Origin of the sequence: Wenxinia saemankumensis (assembly GCF_900141735.1) — a bacterium.
GTDB classification, from domain to species: Bacteria; Pseudomonadota; Alphaproteobacteria; order Rhodobacterales; family Rhodobacteraceae; genus Wenxinia; species Wenxinia saemankumensis.
Genome location: NZ_FQYO01000001.1, coordinates 565,702 through 581,529 on the forward strand (window position 1 = coordinate 565,702; position 15,828 = coordinate 581,529).

Here is a 15,828-nt window from a genome sequence, read left to right on the forward strand (position 1 = left end):
GGTCCTGCGCCCGGACTCCCGCGCGGGGATGCCTCGGCAGCGGTCGGACCTGGATGCGCCGCCCCGCCCCGGCCGCCTCGGCCCCGCATGGCGGGACGAGCGGGCTTCGGGCGCAGCGACCGGGCAGGCGCGCGCCAGCCCACGGTGGGGCACGCCGCCGCACCGGGCGGCCCCGGGTGACGCTGGGGCGGCGCGCGTCCTGCGCGTTGACTCGTGCGACCCCGACTTACATGGTCCCGCCGACCGGCACGACCTTGCGGGATGCGATGGACATGATCTCCGACACCGGCGCCGTCCGGCGGGCCGTCTTCAAGCCGACCGCCTCGATCCCCGACGAGACCCAGACGCTCACCCATATCGGCGTGGTCGATGTCGGGTCGAACTCGGTGCGGATGGTGGTCTTCGACGGGGCGGCGCGCAGCCCCGCCTATTTCTACAACGAGAAGATCATGTGCGCCCTCGGCGCCGGGCTGTCCGAGACCGGACACCTGTCGCCCGAGGGGCGCGCGCGCGCCCTCGCCGCCCTCGCCCGCTTCGCGATGCTGGCCGAGGGGATGAAGCTGCCGCCCCTCTCCATCGTCGCCACGGCGGCCGTGCGCGAGGCGTCGGACGGTCCCGATTTCTGCCGCGAGGTGAAGGAGCTGACGGGCCTCGACGTAAAGGTCATCGACGGCGACGAGGAGGCGCGCCTCTCGGCGCAGGGCGTGCTGCTGGGCTGGCCCGGCTCCTACGGCCTGGTCTGCGACATCGGCGGCTCGTCGATGGAACTGGCGGACCTCTCGGACGGCGAGGTGGGGCGGCGCCTGACCTCGCCGCTCGGGCCGCTCAAGCTGCGCGAGGTGCCGGGGGGCAAGAAGGGTCTGAAGGCGCATGTGCGCGGCGTCGTGCAGACGCTGCACCAGAACATGGGCGAGGAGACGGGGATGCGCCTGTTCCTCGTCGGCGGATCCTGGCGCGCCATCGCCCGGATCGACATGGAGCGCCGGGGCTACCCACTGCACGTCCTGCACGAATACCGCATGACCTCGCGGGCCGTCAGCGCCACCCGTGACTTCATCGAGGAGAGCGACCTCGAGGACCTGCGGGGCCGGCTGTCGATCAGCTCGGAGCGGATGAGCCTCGTGCCCTACGCGATCCACGTGCTCGACAACGTGGTCCGGACCTTCCGGCCCAAGGACATCACCGTCTCGTCCTACGGCATCCGCGAGGGGCTGCTCTACGAGGCGATGGATGACGGGCTGCGCACCCGCGACCCCCTGATCGAGGCGGCACGCTTCGCCGAGGCGAAGGATGCGCGCCTGCCCGGCTTCGGCGACCGGCTCTACGATTTCGTCGCCCCGCTCTTCACCCGGGCGGACTGGCAGAAGCGGCGCATCATCCATGCCGCCTGCCTGCTGCACGATGTCAGCTGGCGCGCCCATCCCGACTACCGGGCCGAGGTCTGCTTCGACAACGCCACCCGCGCCAACCTGGGCGGGCTGAAGCACCGCGAGCGGGTCTATCTCGGCCTCGCCCTCCTGCACCGCTATGCCTCCAAGCGCGAAGGCACCCGCATCGAGGCGCTGCTCGGCCTGCTGGAAGAGGACGAGATCCGCGAGGCCGAAGTCCTCGGCCGGGCGATGCGCCTCGGCGCCATGCTCTGGCTCGGCGCCGAGGCGGTGCCGGCGAAGCTTTCCTGGCACCCCAAGAAGAAGGTGCTCGACTGCAAGGTCAGCCCCGCCGCCGGCGCACTGTTCGGCGAGGTCGCCGAGAAACGGTTCCAGGCCCTCGCCGCGGCGATGGGGGCCGAGGGCACCGTCTCGCGCTGAACGGCGCCGCCGGCCTCCGACGGCGCGCGGGATCCTCGCCCCGTCCCGGCGGTGGCGCGAGCGACGCGTGCGGACGGTATTTGGAAACCCTGCCAAGGGGGAGTTGGGCGCGCCGGACCGGGGCGGGCGCGGGCGCGGGAGATCGACCTCGGTCGTCGCGTGCCAAGGGCCGGGGGCGGCGCTCCGCCCCGGCGGTGGCGCGGGCGGCGCGTGCGGACGGTATCTGGGAACCCTGCGAAGGGGGGAGCGGGGCGCGCCGAACCGGGGCGGGCGCGTCCCGGGGGATCGGCCTCCGTCGTCGCGTGGCGGGGGCCGGGGGCGGCGCTTCGGCCCGGCGGTGGCGCGGGCGGCACGTGCGGACGGTATTTGTGAACCCTGCGAAGGGGGGAGCGGGGCGCGTCGGACCGGGGCGGGCGCGGGCTGCGGAACCGGGACCTGCGAGCGTGCGGGACTGACGGCACGAACCTTCCGGGGGCGGGCGGGTTCTCGGGCGGCGACCGAACGGATCGGATGGGGGAGACCGGTTCTGTCGGGCGCGCCGGCGCGGACCGGCGCGACCCGATCCCGAACCCCGGAGTGCCGCCCGGGCAGGCGGGCGGCCCGGGCCGCTCGCGTGGAATGCCCCGGGGCAGGGGCGGACCGACGCACGGGGGGCGGGCCTAGAGTTCGACTTCCTCCCCGGGGACGATGTCCTCGGGACCGGGCAGGTCGTCGGCCGGCGCCCCGGGCGCCTCGGGCATGGCGGGCTCGCTGTCCTCCTCGCCCTCGCCGCGGAGATCCGGCGGAACCCAGGCGGGCGCGTCCTCGCGCCGGCGGATCAGGATGTCGCCGTTGTCGAGGATGACCGGCGCCTCGTAATTGCGGATGTCGTCGAGCGTGCCCATCATCTCGACGAAGCCGTCCCCCAGGCCCCGGGCGAAATCGCGGAAGGCGGGGGCGAAGTCCTGGGCGAGCCCCTGGAACTCGTCCATCGTCGGCTGCGCCTCGTTCATCAGGCCGCGCAGGAAGGTGCGGGCGCCCTCCTCCATCAGGTTGAAGCCGTCCTCCCCCTCCGCCTCCTGGGCGGGGGCGGCGAGCGGGGCGAGGAGCGCGAGGGCGAGCGGAAGGGCGATCTGTTTCATGCCGCTTCAGGTAGCGGGCGCGGCGGGCAGGTCCAGCGTGACCGGGAAATGGTCCGAGGCGTGCAGCAGCGCCTGCCGCAGGCCGGGATCGCCCCAGGCGGCGGAATTGTCGAACGGGTGCCAGATCGTCCAGGTCGGCGCGGTCGCGGCGAGGTCCGGCGAGACCATCGCGTAATCGAGCAGAGCGGACAGCCAGCCCCGCCCGCCCGGCAGGCGGAACCGCGCCGTGGCGGGCTGGGCAATGGTGGGCCCGGCCAGGGCGAGCTCTGCCGAGGGATCGTGCAGCCGGGCCGGCCCGGGCGGGCCGACGACGATGGACAGCGAGGACGGGCCCGGCCCGTCGCCGGTCGCCCCCGCCGCCGGGCCGTCGTTGAAATCCCCCAGCACCACCAGCGCCTCGCCCCGCGCAAGCACCTCGTCCACCCGGGCGCGCAGCCAGGCGGCCTGGGCGCGCTGCTTGGCCAGGTTGCGCCGCGCCAAACGCCGCGCATCGGCCGCGTCCTCGGCGCCGATCGGGGCCTTGGACTTCAGATGCACCCCGATCAGGCGGAGCGCGCGTCCGTCCGGCAGGGTCAGCGCCGCCTCGAGCGGGGGCTTGGACCAGCGGACCGGCCGGCCCTCGACCAGCCCGGGGCCGTTACCGTCGAAGGGCGGCGAGGGGCCGGACATCGGGGCGTGGCGGGCCTGCAGGCGGCCGGGATCGTGGAGCAGCAGGATCTCCTGCTGGGTGTCGTTGCCGGGGCCGGCGAGCACGGCCCGCGCCCGGATCCCGGCGCGGGCGGCGAACGCCTCCAGCGCGGCCGCGCCGTTGCGGCGGCGCGAGATGTCGGGCGCCTCGACGATCAGGACCGCGTCGGCATCGAGCGCGGCGAGCACGCGGGCGATCGCCCACCCCTGCTCGGCGCGGCCGATCCCGTCGCGGCCCGACGGCCCGTCCGGGCGCAGCCGTCCGCGATCGTCGAAGAGGTGATCGAACCATTCGACGTTCCAGGTGGCGAGCCGGATCGGGCGCCCCGGCGCCGCCTGCGCGGGGATCCCGGCCCCGGACGCGCTGGCCCCGGACATGTCAGGCCGCCCTGCCCTCGATCTCTTCCCAGGCCCGGTTGACCGCGACGAGCCGCTTCTCGGCCAGCTTCACCGCCTCTTCCGGCACGCCGCGCGCGATCATCCGGTCGGGATGGCTCTCGCGCACGAGGCGGCGCCAGGCGGCGCGGATCTCGTCCCGCGGGGTATCGGGCGCCACGCCGAGCACGTCGTAGGGGTCGCGCTCGGCCTCGGGCACGAAGCGGCCGCGGATGCCGCGGAAGGCGCGTTCGTCGAAGCCGAAGATCGTCGCCACCTCGCGCAGGAACGCGTCCTCCGACGGATGGTAGCCGCCATCGGCGACGGCGATGTGGAACAGCCCCTCCAGGAGGTCGGACAGGGTCTCGGACGCGTCCTCGAACATCCGGGCGATGCGGCGGGCATAGGTGTCGAAGCCCGCCACGTCCTGCCGGGCGAGGTCGAAGACCCGGGCGGCCTGCGCCTCTTCCTCGGGGGGGATGTGGAAGACCTCGCGGAAGGCCATGACCTCGGCCCGGGTGACGAGGCCGTCGGCCTTGGCCATCTTGGCGCCGAGCGCGATCACCGCGATGGCGAAGGCGACGCTGCGCTCGCGCGGGCCGCGCAGGATGTCGAAGACGGCCGCCAGCCCCTCGCCCTTGGCGAGGGCGGCGAGCGCGTCTGCGATGCGGGACCACAGCGACAGGGACTCCCTGGGCGGGGCGTTCGGGCTGGGCCGGTTCGGCGGAGAGGTCTGCGACATGGCCGGGAGTGTAGCGCGCCGCGGCGCGGCGGTCAGAGGAATTTCTGCAGGAGCAAGAGATCGTGCGGTCGGTCGAACTTCCACCCCACCCGCGGCAGGCGCGCCACCTCGTGAAAGCCGATCGCGCGGTGGAAGGCGAGGCCGGCGGCGTTCTCGCCGGAGACCCCTGCCATGAGGGCATGGATCCCCCGGTGGCGGGCATCGTCCTGCAGCGCCGCCATCAGGGCGCGGCCGAGGCCGCGGCCGCCCTGCCCCGGCGACAGCAGAACGGTATGCTCGGCCGTGCGGGCATAGCCCCGGCCTGAGCGGAACGGAAAGCAGCGGGCGAAGCCGATCGCCGGATCCCCCGCGACCCAGAAGCCGTGATCGGCCCCCATCGCGCGGCGCACATCCTCTTCCGTCTTCTCGTCGGGGAGGAAGGTGACGATCGTCTCGCGGATGTAGTGGTTCCAGATCGCGGCGACGGCCCCGGCATCGCCCGGCCCGGCGCGGCGAATCACAGGATCGCCTCGCCGGCGGGGGTGGCGATGCGGGCCTTCAGGCCCGGAACCGCGGCCGGGACGAAGGCGATGCGCGGATCGGCGAGGCGCGGCGACAGGCGGCGGGACAGCGCCTCCGCCTCCGGGTGGCGGATCTCGAGGGCGACGAGCGAGAGGCCGTCATCGGGCAGGCGCGCGGCCGGGTGCGTGCCGGTCCCCCATTCGATCAGGGTCGGATGCCCGCCCTGCAGGGGCAGGCCGCCATCGGCGGGCACGGCGATCCGCCAGGTCAGGTCTTCGCGGGCGAGATCGAGCGGGAGACCCGCGACCGGCGTCTCGGCGTCGAGGTCGGGCACGGCGCAGATCCAGTTGCCGAGGCGCGGCTCGTCCGGCGCCCGGTCGAGATCGAACCAGCGCGGCCCCGCGGGGGGCGACGCACCGGGATCGGGGGCGATCACCTCGAGATATTCGCCGGAGCCGAGCCGGACCAGCCGGTTCCAGGTCCCGAACCGGGCATGCCGCCCTCCGGCGCGCAGCGGCACGCCGAGACGGTCCTCCGCCCAGGCCGCACCGGTATCGAGATCCGCGCAGACGACGGCAAGATGATCGAGTTTCACGGGGGCGGGTCTCCTCGCAGGCGCCGGTCTCGTGGCGGATCGCCCCCCGCGCCGCGTTTCCGGGCGCCGGGCGGCATCACGGAACCGAGAGACCACCTGGGAGGGAAAGGTTCAAGCGCGCCGAGCGGCGACGGGCCGGGTTTCGGGGCCGGAAGGAAGCCCGGGCGGATCGCCCGGCCCCCGAGGCGTCGCGGGGCGGGAGCGTGACGGGGCCGCGCGGGCGAAGCGCGGACGCCCGGGACCCGGCCCCGCCAGCCCCCGGGCCTCCGGCGCATGCTGACCGGCTGGCGCGGCTGCGCCGAAGGATCTTCGGGGGCGGACCCGGCGTGCAACCGGGGCGGCCCGGGGGCCATCCCGGGGGCGGCACTCAGTCCCGCGCCTGCCGGATGAGGTCGAGGATGCCGCGCGCCGCCTCGGGGATGTTGGTGCCGGGGCCGAAGATCGCCTTCACCCCCGCCTCGCGCAGGAAGGCGTAGTCCTGCTGCGGGATCACCCCGCCGCAGACCACGATGATCTCCTCCGCGCCCTGGTCCTTGAGGGCCTGCACCAGCTTGGGCGCGAGCGTCCTGTGCCCGGCCGCCTGGGACGAGATGCCGACGACGTGGACGTCGTTGTCGACCGCGTCCTGCGCCGCCTCCTCGGGCGTCTGGAACAGCGGGCCCATGTCCACGTCGAAGCCGATATCGGCAAAGGCGGTGGCGATCACCTTCGCCCCCCGGTCATGGCCGTCCTGACCCATCTTGACCACCAGCATGCGCGGCCGGCGACCCTCCTCCTCGGCGAAGGCCTCGACGTCCTTCTGGATCGCCGCGAACCCCTCGTCGCCGGCATAGGCGGCGCCGTACACGCCGGCGAGGGTCTTCACCTCGGCCCGGTGGCGGCCGAACACCTTCTCCATCGCCATGCTGATCTCTCCGACGCTGGCACGGGCGCGCGCCGCCTCCACCGCCGCGGCGAGCAGGTTCCCGTCCCCCCGCGCGGCCTCTTCCAGCGCGGCAAGGGCGGCATCGCAGGCGGCCTGGTCGCGGCCGGCGCGGATCCGCCCAAGCCGGGCGATCTGGCTGTCGCGCACCCTGACATTGTCGACGTCGAGGATGTCGATCGGATCCTCCCTGTCCTTGCGGTACTTGTTGACGCCGACGATCACGTCCTCGCCCCGGTCGATCAGCGCCTGCCGCCGGGCCGCGCTCTCCTCGATGCGCAGCTTCGGCATGCCGCTCGCCACCGCCCTGGTCATGCCGCCCAGCGCCTCCACCTCCTCGATCAGGGCCCAGGCCTTCTCGGCCAGCTCCGCGGTCAGGCTCTCGACGTAGTAGCTGCCCGCCAGCGGATCGACGACATGGGTCACGCCCGTCTCCTCCTGCAGGATGAGTTGGGTATTCCTCGCGATCCGGGCGGAGAAATCGGTCGGCAGGGCGATCGCCTCGTCCAGCGCATTCGTGTGCAGGCTCTGCGTGCCGCCGAGCACCGCGCTCATCGCCTCGTAGGCGGTGCGGATGACGTTGTTGTAGGGATCCTGCTCCTGCAGGGAGACGCCGCTGGTCTGGCAATGCGTGCGCAGCATCAGCGAGCCTTCCTTCTTCGGCGCGAACTCCGACATGATCCGGTGCCAGAGCAGACGCGCGGCGCGCAGCTTCGCCGCCTCCATGAAGAAGTTCATGCCGATGGCGAAGAAGAAGGACAGCCGCCCGGCGAAGGCGTCCACGTCCATCCCCCGCGCGATGGCGGCGCGGACGTATTCGCGCCCGTCGGCGAGCGTGAAGGCCAGCTCCTGCACCAGGTTCGCCCCGGCCTCCTGCATGTGGTAGCCGGAGATCGAGATCGAGTTGAAGCGCGGCATCTCGGCCGACGTGTATTCGATGATGTCGGCGACGATCCGCATCGAGGGCTCGGGCGGGTAGACGTAGGTGTTGCGGACCATGAACTCCTTGAGGATGTCGTTCTGGATGGTCCCGGAAAGGGACGCGCGGTCCACGCCCTGCTCCTCTCCCGCGACGATGAAGCTCGCCAGGATTGGGATCACCGCGCCGTTCATCGTCATCGAGACGCTGATCTCGCCCAGCGGGATGCCGTCGAAGAGGATCTTCATGTCCTCGACGCTGTCGATCGCCACGCCCGCCTTGCCGACATCCCCCTCGACCCGGGGATGGTCGCTGTCGTAGCCGCGATGGGTGGCGAGGTCAAAGGCGACGGAGACGCCCTGCTGCCCGCCCGCCAGCGCCCGCCGGTAGAAGGCGTTGCTCTCCTCCGCGGTGGAGAAGCCGGCATATTGCCGGATCGTCCAGGGCCGGCCGGCATACATCGTGGCGCGCGGTCCCCGCAGGTAGGGCGGCGCGCCGGGGATGGTGCCAAGGTGGTCCAGCCCGGCGATGTCGTCCTCGGTGTAGAGCGGGCGGATCTCGATCCCCTCGAGCGTGCGCCAGGTCAGGTCCTCGGGATCGCGGCCCTTCAGTTCCTTGCGGGCGCGGTCGGCCCAGGCGGTCTTGTCGGCCATCGTGCCTCTCCTTCCCTCGCGGTGTCGCCGCTCCGGCGCGATTTTGGCCCGCCCGGGGGGGCGAGGGCAAGCGGGCGCGGCGGGTAGCGGCCCGGTGTCGGGGCCCCGTGTCGCGGCCCGGTGTCGCGGGTCCCGCGTCGCGGCCCGGTGTCGCGGCCCCCGTGTCACGGGCCCCGTGTCGCGGCCCCCGTGTCACGGGCCCCGTGTCGCGGACCCCGTATCGCGGGGCGTGGCTCCCCGGGCCCAAATCTTCGTCAGCGGCAACGGGTCGCCCTTCGCATCGGCCTGCCGGACCCCTATCTTCGGAGGCATGGGACATGCCCGACAGATCGCCGCCGCCCTCGCCCTCTGCGCCGCCGCCGCGCCGGCCCTCGCGCAGGAGAGCCTCGCCTCGACCGAGGCGCCGGCCGTCAGCGATGCGAGCGAGCTGAGCGCGGTGGAGCGCTGGGAGATGGATCCCGGCGTCTTCCTCGACGCCGCCGACGTGACCCTGGCCGATTTCCTCTACATCGCCCGGCCCGTGATCGTCTTCGCCGACAGCCCGAACGATCCCCGCTTCGCCGAGCAGGTGGCGATGCTCGAGGCGGATCTGGGCCAGCTCGTCGTCCGCGACGTGGTCGTGATCCTGGATTCCGACCCGTCGGCGGAATCGGATGCACGCGCGCAGCTCCGGCCGCGCGGGTTCGGGATCGTGCTCATCTCGAAGGACGGGCGGATCGCGCAGCGCAAGCCGGACCCCTTCACCGTGCGCGAGATCGGGCGGGCCATCGACAAGATGCCCCTGCGACAGCAGGAGATCCGCGAGGGCGGCTGAGCGCGTCGTGCCCCCCTCGCGATTGCGCGGGGGGGCCGGCGGCCCTATATCGAAATCACGAGGACAGGAGGCGCACCATGGAACGTCAGACCGACATCCCGCTCACGCCGATCCCGGTGAAGGGTCAGACGGGCCCCCGGCCCGGCTACTGAATCGTTCGGCGGCCCGCTCGGCCGCCGGCGTTCCGCCCTCGGCAAAGGCGGCGATCAGCGACAGCGCGTATTCCCCCAGCGTGAAGGCCACCTGCCGCATCTGCAGGAAATCGGCGAACATCGCGATCCGGCGCTGCTGCGGCAGGGCGATGAACCGGGGCGAGCGCAGATCCTCGGCCATGCGCCCCACATCCTTGATCTGCTTGTAGAAAGCGACGGTCGGGTCGATCGTCACCCGCGGCAGCACGTCGAGCGTTCCGACCACGGCGTCGAAGATCTGGTCGTGGCTCTCGGCCGGGACGAAGGGGACGAAGTCCGGCTCGCGCCGCATCCGGTCCAGCACCTCCGCACCCCAGCGGCCGCCCTCGCCTCCGCCATGGATGGCCGAGAGCGCGCTGCGGATCTCGGCGAAGAGCGCCTTGTGCGTGTCGCGAAGCCGCTCGGCCTTGTCCCGCGCCCGCGCCAGCCGGTCGAAGATCGCGGTGGTGAGCCACCCCGCGACGATCACCACGCCCGCGATCAGCGCCTGCCAGACCCTCTCGTCCATCTCGACCAGCAGCGACAGCAGGGCGAGCGGCACGCCGAGCAGCACGAGCAGCGGCAGGAAGGCCAGCAGGAAGAACTGGGCGAAGAGCCCGCGCACCGCCGCCGATTGCCGCGTCGCGAAGAGCGCACCGTAGAGGATCAGCGCGGAGAGGATCGCGCCGACGAGCCAGAGAAGGGGCGACGCGGCCGGCACGGGATCACTCGAATTCCAGGATCACCTCGTCCACCGCGAGGCTGTCGCCGGGTGCGGCATTAACCGCCGCCACGACGCCCTGCCGCTCGGCGCGCAACATGTTCTCCATCTTCATCGCCTCGACGATGCAGAGGGCCTGCCCCTCCTGCACCTCGTCGCCCGGCCCGACATTCAGCTTCACCAGCATGCCCGGCATCGGGCACAGCAGCTGCCGCGACGTGTCGGGCGCGATCTTCTCGGGCATCAGCCGCGCGAGTTCAGCCTGGCGGGGGGTGTAGACATGGACGCGCAGATCCGCGCCCCGGCTGCGCAGGCGAAAGCCCCCCGTCGCCTTGCCGACCTTCAGCACCAGCGGCGCGCCGTCCACCACCAGCCGCGCGAGCGATTGACCCGGCGTCCAGTCCCCCTCGACCCGCAGCGTGACGCCCCCGTCGAAGGTCACGTCGGCCCCGCCCGGCCCGGCGGCCACCCGCACCGGCCATTCCGCCCGGTCGATCACCACCACCCAGTCGTCGCCAACCTTGCGTTCGTGGTTTCCCAGGCGACCCGAGACGCGGGTCCGCCGGATCTCGGCCACGCGGTTCATCGCGGCCGCGGCGGCGGCGACGCGGCGCAGCTCGCCCTCCGGCAGGGCGACGCCGTCGAACCCGTCCGGCCATTCCTCGGCGATGAACGCGGTCGTCAGCTCGCCCGAGACGAAACGGGGGTGATCCATGACCGCCGCGAGGAACGGCAGGTTGTGCCCGATCCCCTCCACCTCGAAGGCGTCGAGCGCGCCGCGCATCGTCTCGATGGCGCTGGCGCGGTCCGGGCCCCAGCTGCAGAGCTTGGCGATCATCGGGTCGTAGAACATGCTGATCTCGCCGCCCTCGAACACGCCGGTATCGTTGCGGATCGCGGTCTCTCCGGTCCCCGCCTCGCCGTGCCAGGTTCCCGCGTCCAGCATCGGCCCCGCCGCGCGTTCCGCCGGGGGGCGGTAGCGGGTGAGCCGCCCGATCGAGGGCAGGAAGCCGCGATACGGGTCCTCGGCATAGAGGCGGTTCTCGATGGCCCAGCCGGTCAGCCTTACGTCCTCCTGCCCGAAGGAGAGCCGCTCGCCCGCCGCGACGCGGATCATCTGCTCGACGAGGTCGATGCCGGTGACGAGCTCGGTCACCGGATGCTCGACCTGCAGGCGGGTGTTCATCTCGAGGAAGTAGAAGTTGCGGTCCCCGTCGACGATGAACTCGACCGTCCCGGCGCTGGCATAGCCGACGGCCTGCGCCAGCGCGACGGCCTGCTCGCCCATCGCCTTGCGGGTGGCGGCGTCGAGGAAAGGAGACGGCGCCTCCTCCACCACCTTCTGGTTGCGGCGCTGGATCGAGCATTCCCGCTCGCCGAGATAGAGGCAGGTGCCATGCGTATCGGCCAGCACCTGGATCTCGATATGGCGGGGCTGGGTGACGAACTTCTCGATGAAGATGCGGTCGTCGCCGAAGGAACTGGCCGCCTCGCTGCGGCTGCTTTCGAACCCCTCGCGCGCCTCGGCCTCGTCCCAGGCGATCCGCATGCCCTTGCCGCCGCCGCCGGCGCTGGCCTTGATCATCACCGGGTAGCCGATCTCGCCTGCGATCCGGGCCGCCTCGTCCGCGTCGCCGATCAGGCCCATGTAGCCCGGAACCGTGCTGACCCCCGCCTCGGCCGCGATCTTCTTGGACGTGATCTTGTCGCCCATCGCCTCGATCGCCTTCACCGGCGGGCCGACGAAGGCGATGCCCTCCGCCTGGAGCGCCTCGGCGAATCGCGGATTCTCGGAGAGGAAGCCGTAGCCGGGATGGACGGCATCGGCGCCGGAGGCGCGGATCGCCTCCATGACCCGGTCGATGGCGATGTAGGACTGGGCGGCGGGCGCGGGGCCGATCGCCACCGCCTCGTCGGCGAGGCGGACATGCAGCGCGCCGGCATCCGCCTCGGAATGAACCGCGACGGTCGCGATCCCCATGCGGCGCGCGGTCCTGATGACCCGGCAGGCGATCTCGCCCCGGTTCGCGATGAGCAGCTTTCGGATCATGCGTCCCCCCTCCCCCGTCGTCCCGCCGCGCAAACGAAAAGGGCCGCCGGGGCGATCTGCCCCGGACGGCCCTGTCCGGTCCGGCCCGGGGGCCGGTGCGCGATCGGCTTAGTAGCAGCCGTCGCCGTAGGTCGCCTGACGCGCGCCGAGGCCGGCCGCGGCGCCGAGCAGCGCGCCCGAACCCACATCCTCGCCCGTGACGCGGGCGGCGGCGGCGCCGAGGACGCCCCCGGTGGCGGCGCATTCCGCAGCGGTCTGGCCGCAGGCGGAAAGAGCGGTGAGGCCCATGAGGCCTGCGATGGCGGCAAACTTGATGCCCATGACGTTTCTCCTGTCGTGACTGCCCCAGTCGTGTGCGTCGGTTGCACGGGTCCGTGCCGGTGGCAAGAACGCTCGGCCCCGCGGGGCGGTTCCCCGCCGAACGCGGACAGCCCCCCCTCGAATAAAGACGACCCGCCTTCCGAAAGGAAGACGGGTCGCCCGGTAGGGGAAGGGTAACGGTCTTGACGTCGTGTGGCCGGGGACTTGCTGGACCCCCCGTCCACATCCCGAACATGACACGCCGACGTCGCCCGATCCATCGCGAACTCGCCCCGCCCCGCCGTCTCGGCGGCGGTCCGCGCAACCGCAGGGCGAGCCGGCGGGAAGACGCTCATGCGAAGACCTCCGGAAAGGACGCGGCCGCCCGATCGACGTCGATCCTCAGCATCGCGTCGTAGGAGGCCGGGTCGAACGGCTCCTCGGCGGGGATCACCTCGCGCCCGAAGAGCCAGCTGAGTCGCCCCGCATCGAGGTTGCCGCGAACGAAGGGCTCCTCCCCGAAATGCTCCCAGAGCGCGGCGAGGAAGGCCTCGTCGGCGATCCTGTCCGCCTGCCGGCGGTCCTTGAAGCGCGGCCTCTCCGTCAGCGGGGTCACGCCCTTCGGGTTCGCGCGGCGGATCACGAACTGGTAGTCCGATCCGGGCAGGCGGCCGGGAAAGCCGCGATGCTTCACCATGTCCTCGCGTGGCATCAATAGGGCTCCCACTGGCAGGTGCCGTCCGCGGCGATCGAGTAGCCCTCGAAGAACTGGACGGCGTCGGGGTCCATCTGGCCGAACGGGATCTCGCGGTCGGCGATGGAGATGACGACCTGCCGCGCGGCGAGGTCGTTGGCGACGATTGCGGGCACGCCATGGACGTCGCAGAGCCACTGGAAGTCGCCCGACACCTCCGAGAAGGCCATCGGCGCGCCGTCCTCGCCCGTCCCGCCCAGCGCGGGGGCGACGAATCGCAGGCGCACCGTCGCGGTTTCGGCCTCCCAGATCACGTCCTGCAGCACGAGGTGCAGCCCGGACGGGGCGTCGATCTCCTGCGCGGGCGCGGCGAGCGGCGCGGCGAGAAGCGCGAGGATGATCGCGGCCCTCACAGCTCGGTCCCCGCATCCGACAGGCAGCGCCCGTCCACCACCTCGAACTCGCGGGTGACGGACCGGGACAGGGTGATCACGCCCCCGCTCGAGACCCCGGCCGAGATCCGCAGGTCGAACAGCGTCTCGCCCAGCCGTTCGTGAAAGGCGGCGAGCTCGCGGCAGGCGGCGTAGAAGGGGAAGGTGCGCGGGTTCGGCGCGTCCCCCTCGCCGGTCCAGAGGAACCGCGCGATCTTGGGCGCGCCGGGGAAATCGGGCCGCGCCTGGAGCCGGTTCATCCGGTCCTCGTAGCCGATGGCGCCGAGGCTCCAGCCCTCGGGAATACCCTGCCCCGGCGCGGCGAGCGGCGCCAGGATCAGGCAGAGGGCGGTCAGGATGCGCATGCGGAAGGCGCCTTCGGTCAGGGACGGTTGGTAGGAAGGGGTCAGAGGGGGATGTTGTCGTGCTTCTTCCACGGGTTCGACTGCCGCTTGCCCCGGAGCGAGGCGAAGGCCCGGCAGACCCGCCGGCGGGTCGAGCGGGGCATGATCACCTCGTCGATGAAGCCGCGCTCGGCCGCGACGAAGGGATTGGCGAAGCGGTCCTCGTAGTCGCGCGTGCGCTGCGCGATCCTCTCGGGATCCCCCAGCTCGGAGCGGTGCAGGATCTCGGTCGCGCCCTTCGCCCCCATCACCGCGATCTCGGCCGTGGGCCAGGCATAGTTGAAATCGCCCCGCAGGTGCTTGGACGCCATCACGTCGTAGGCGCCCCCATAGGCCTTGCGGGTGATCAGCGTGACCTTCGGCACCGTCGCCTCGCCATAGGCGAAGAGCAGCTTCGCCCCGTGCTTGATGACGCCGCCGTATTCCTGGCCCGTCCCGGGCAGGAAGCCCGGCACGTCGACCAGCGTCAGGATCGGGATCTCGAACGCGTCGCAGAACCGCACGAACCGCGCCGCCTTGCGCGAGCTGTCGATGTCGAGGCACCCGGCCAGCACCATCGGCTGGTTCGCCACCACGCCGACCGTCTGCCCCTCGAGCCGAACGAAGCCGGTGACGATGTTCTTCGCGAACTCCTGCTGGATCTCGTAGAAATCGCCCTCGTCGGCGACCGCCGCGATCAGCTCCTTCATGTCGTAGGGCATGTTGGGGTTGACGGGGATCAGCTTGTCGAGCGCCGGCTCGATGCGGTCGACATCGTCGAAGAAGGGGCGGACGGGCGGCTTCTCGCGGTTCGACAGCGGCAGCAGGTCGACGAGGCGGCGCACCTCGATCAGCGCCTCGACATCGTTCTCGAAGGCGGCATCGGCGACCGAAGACTTGCGCGTATGGGTCACGGCCCCGCCCAGTTCCTCGGCCGTCACCACCTCGTTCGTGACCGTCTTCACCACGTCTGGGCCGGTGACGAACATGTAGGAGGTGCCCTTCACCATGAAGATGAAATCGGTGATGGCCGGCGAATAGACCGCCCCGCCCGCGCAGGGTCCCATGATGACGGAGATCTGCGGCACCACGCCGCTGGCCATGATGTTGCGCTGGAAGACCTCGGCATAGCCGGCGAGGGATGCCACGCCCTCCTGGATCCGCGCGCCGCCCGAATCGTTCAGCCCGATCACCGGCGCGCCGTTCTGCATCGCCATGTCCATGATCTTGCAGATCTTCTCGGCATGGGTCTCGGAGAGCGAGCCGCCGAAGACGGTGAAGTCCTGGCTGTAGACATAGACCATCCGGCCGTTGATCGTGCCCCAGCCCGTCACGACGCCGTCGCCGGCCGGACGCTCGGCATCCACGCCGAACTCGGTGCCGCGGTGACGGACGAACATGTCGAATTCCTCGAAGCTGCCCTGGTCGAGCAGCAGGTCGATCCGCTCGCGCGCGGTCAGCTTGCCCTTGGCGTGCTGCGCCTCGATCCGCCGGTCCCCGCCGCCGAGCGCCGCCTCGGCGCGGCGATCCTCGAGCTCCGTCAGGATGTCGCGCATCTCCCGTCCTCCCGCATAGCCGGCCATCCGCAAAGCTATGCAAAATGCGCGCCCCCGCCGCAAGCGCGCGGACCGGAAGGGGCGCCCCCCTTCCCCTCGCTCGCGGGGATCCCGGATCCCGCGGCCCGCCAGATCGCCCGCGCAAGCTCCGGCCGGCGCGCCCGTTCCCCCTTCGCAGGGATCTCAGATACCTCGGCCCGGGCCGCTCCACGGGGGCCCGGGTGCGGGCGGCGCGCCCCACCCCCTCCTTCGCAGGGTTCCCAAATACCGCGGCCCGGACCCGTCCGCCCGCGCGAGGTGCGGCCAGGGCGCCCCCGGGCAAGTCACGGCCGGAGCGGCCGGCCTCGGGGAGGGCGGATGCCGGGCCGCGATCCCGCAGGCGCGGG

Annotated in this window: 15 protein-coding genes; 2 read left to right on the forward strand and 13 right to left on the reverse strand. The window is 72.2% G+C overall.

Annotated features, from left to right (window positions below; translation table 11 throughout):
* Nucleotides 1-272 precede the first annotated feature (272 nt).
* Entirely contained in the window at nt 273-1,808 is a 1,536-nt protein-coding gene (locus tag BUE30_RS02580; RefSeq protein ID WP_244526251.1) for a Ppx/GppA family phosphatase, read from the forward strand.
* 659 nt (nt 1,809-2,467) lie between these two features.
* Here BUE30_RS02580 and BUE30_RS02585 read toward each other — a convergent pair.
* From BUE30_RS02585 to scpA, 6 genes are all read right to left on the reverse strand, one after another.
* Nucleotides 2,468-2,929, reverse strand: a complete 462-nt coding sequence (locus tag BUE30_RS02585; RefSeq protein WP_073326274.1) for a hypothetical protein — start codon at nt 2,927-2,929, stop codon at nt 2,468-2,470.
* A 6-nt stretch (nt 2,930-2,935) separates the two neighbouring features.
* On the reverse strand, nt 2,936-3,994 hold the full coding sequence (locus BUE30_RS02590) for an endonuclease/exonuclease/phosphatase family protein (RefSeq protein ID WP_083601036.1): 1,059 nt from the start codon (nt 3,992-3,994) through the stop codon (nt 2,936-2,938).
* 1 nt (nt 3,995) lies between these two features.
* A complete protein-coding gene (locus BUE30_RS02595) occupies nt 3,996-4,676 on the reverse strand; it encodes a molecular chaperone DjiA (protein ID WP_073326525.1) in 681 nt (226 codons plus the stop codon).
* Between the two features lie 89 nt (nt 4,677-4,765).
* Nucleotides 4,766-5,233, reverse strand: a complete 468-nt coding sequence (locus BUE30_RS02600; RefSeq protein ID WP_073326275.1) for a GNAT family N-acetyltransferase — start codon at nt 5,231-5,233, stop codon at nt 4,766-4,768.
* The gene (locus tag BUE30_RS02605) at nt 5,230-5,829 is read right to left on the reverse strand and encodes a VOC family protein (protein WP_073326276.1); all 600 of its coding nucleotides are present in this window, start codon (nt 5,827-5,829) and stop codon (nt 5,230-5,232) included. The genes BUE30_RS02600 and BUE30_RS02605 overlap by 4 nt, the downstream gene beginning before the upstream one ends.
* A gap of 367 nt (nt 5,830-6,196) precedes the next feature.
* On the reverse strand, nt 6,197-8,323 hold the full coding sequence (gene scpA / locus BUE30_RS02610; RefSeq protein ID WP_073326277.1) for a methylmalonyl-CoA mutase: 2,127 nt from the start codon (nt 8,321-8,323) through the stop codon (nt 6,197-6,199).
* A 310-nt stretch (nt 8,324-8,633) separates the two neighbouring features.
* On the opposite strand from scpA, the gene BUE30_RS02615 reads away from it, so the two are divergent.
* A complete protein-coding gene (locus BUE30_RS02615; protein WP_073326278.1) occupies nt 8,634-9,137 on the forward strand; it encodes a DUF4174 domain-containing protein in 504 nt (167 codons plus the stop codon).
* Between the two features lie 102 nt (nt 9,138-9,239).
* Here BUE30_RS02615 and BUE30_RS02620 read toward each other — a convergent pair whose 3' ends face one another.
* The 7 genes from BUE30_RS02620 to BUE30_RS02650 all read right to left on the reverse strand — a co-directional run bounded on the left by BUE30_RS02620 (nt 9,240) and on the right by BUE30_RS02650 (nt 15,442).
* Nucleotides 9,240-10,028 carry a hypothetical protein gene (locus tag BUE30_RS02620; protein ID WP_073326279.1) on the reverse strand — a complete coding sequence of 263 codons (789 nt, stop codon included), beginning with the start codon at nt 10,026-10,028 and terminating at the stop codon, nt 9,240-9,242.
* A 4-nt stretch (nt 10,029-10,032) separates the two neighbouring features.
* Nucleotides 10,033-12,078, reverse strand: a complete 2,046-nt coding sequence (locus BUE30_RS02625) for an acetyl-CoA carboxylase biotin carboxylase subunit (protein WP_073326280.1) — start codon at nt 12,076-12,078, stop codon at nt 10,033-10,035.
* A 108-nt stretch (nt 12,079-12,186) separates the two neighbouring features.
* Nucleotides 12,187-12,399, reverse strand: coding sequence for a hypothetical protein (locus BUE30_RS02630; RefSeq protein ID WP_073326281.1), 213 nt, complete (start codon nt 12,397-12,399; stop codon nt 12,187-12,189).
* Nucleotides 12,400-12,730: 331 nt separating this feature from the next.
* Nucleotides 12,731-13,075, reverse strand: coding sequence for a hypothetical protein (locus BUE30_RS02635; RefSeq protein WP_073326526.1), 345 nt, complete (start codon nt 13,073-13,075; stop codon nt 12,731-12,733).
* Nucleotides 13,076-13,089: 14 nt separating this feature from the next.
* Nucleotides 13,090-13,485 carry a DUF6497 family protein gene (locus BUE30_RS02640; RefSeq protein WP_083601038.1) on the reverse strand — a complete coding sequence of 132 codons (396 nt, stop codon included), beginning with the start codon at nt 13,483-13,485 and terminating at the stop codon, nt 13,090-13,092.
* Complete coding sequence (locus BUE30_RS02645; RefSeq protein WP_073326282.1) at nt 13,482-13,868, reverse strand: hypothetical protein; 387 nt, start codon at nt 13,866-13,868, stop codon at nt 13,482-13,484. The genes BUE30_RS02640 and BUE30_RS02645 overlap by 4 nt, the downstream gene beginning before the upstream one ends.
* Nucleotides 13,869-13,909: 41 nt before the next feature.
* Nucleotides 13,910-15,442 (reverse strand): acyl-CoA carboxylase subunit beta, encoded by a 1,533-nt coding sequence (locus BUE30_RS02650; protein WP_073326283.1) that lies wholly within the window; start codon nt 15,440-15,442, stop codon nt 13,910-13,912.
* Nucleotides 15,443-15,828: the final 386 nt, after the last annotated feature.

Excerpts from the sequence above, each read along its gene's own strand:
- BUE30_RS02635 (WP_073326526.1), bottom strand. The coding sequence starts at position 13,075 with ATGGTGAAGCATCGCGGCTTTCCCGGCCGCCTGCCCGGATCGGACTAC.
- BUE30_RS02630 (WP_073326281.1), bottom strand. The coding sequence starts at position 12,399 with ATGGGCATCAAGTTTGCCGCCATCGCAGGCCTCATGGGCCTCACCGCT.
- scpA (WP_073326277.1), bottom strand. The coding sequence starts at position 8,323 with ATGGCCGACAAGACCGCCTGGGCCGACCGCGCCCGCAAGGAACTGAAG.
- BUE30_RS02625 (WP_073326280.1), bottom strand. The coding sequence starts at position 12,078 with ATGATCCGAAAGCTGCTCATCGCGAACCGGGGCGAGATCGCCTGCCGG.
- BUE30_RS02615 (WP_073326278.1), top strand. The coding sequence starts at position 8,634 with ATGGGACATGCCCGACAGATCGCCGCCGCCCTCGCCCTCTGCGCCGCC.
- BUE30_RS02650 (WP_073326283.1), bottom strand. The coding sequence starts at position 15,442 with ATGCGCGACATCCTGACGGAGCTCGAGGATCGCCGCGCCGAGGCGGCG.
- BUE30_RS02580 (WP_244526251.1), top strand. The coding sequence starts at position 273 with ATGATCTCCGACACCGGCGCCGTCCGGCGGGCCGTCTTCAAGCCGACC.
- BUE30_RS02590 (WP_083601036.1), bottom strand. The coding sequence starts at position 3,994 with ATGTCCGGGGCCAGCGCGTCCGGGGCCGGGATCCCCGCGCAGGCGGCG.
- BUE30_RS02585 (WP_073326274.1), bottom strand. The coding sequence starts at position 2,929 with ATGAAACAGATCGCCCTTCCGCTCGCCCTCGCGCTCCTCGCCCCGCTC.
- BUE30_RS02645 (WP_073326282.1), bottom strand. The coding sequence starts at position 13,868 with ATGCGCATCCTGACCGCCCTCTGCCTGATCCTGGCGCCGCTCGCCGCG.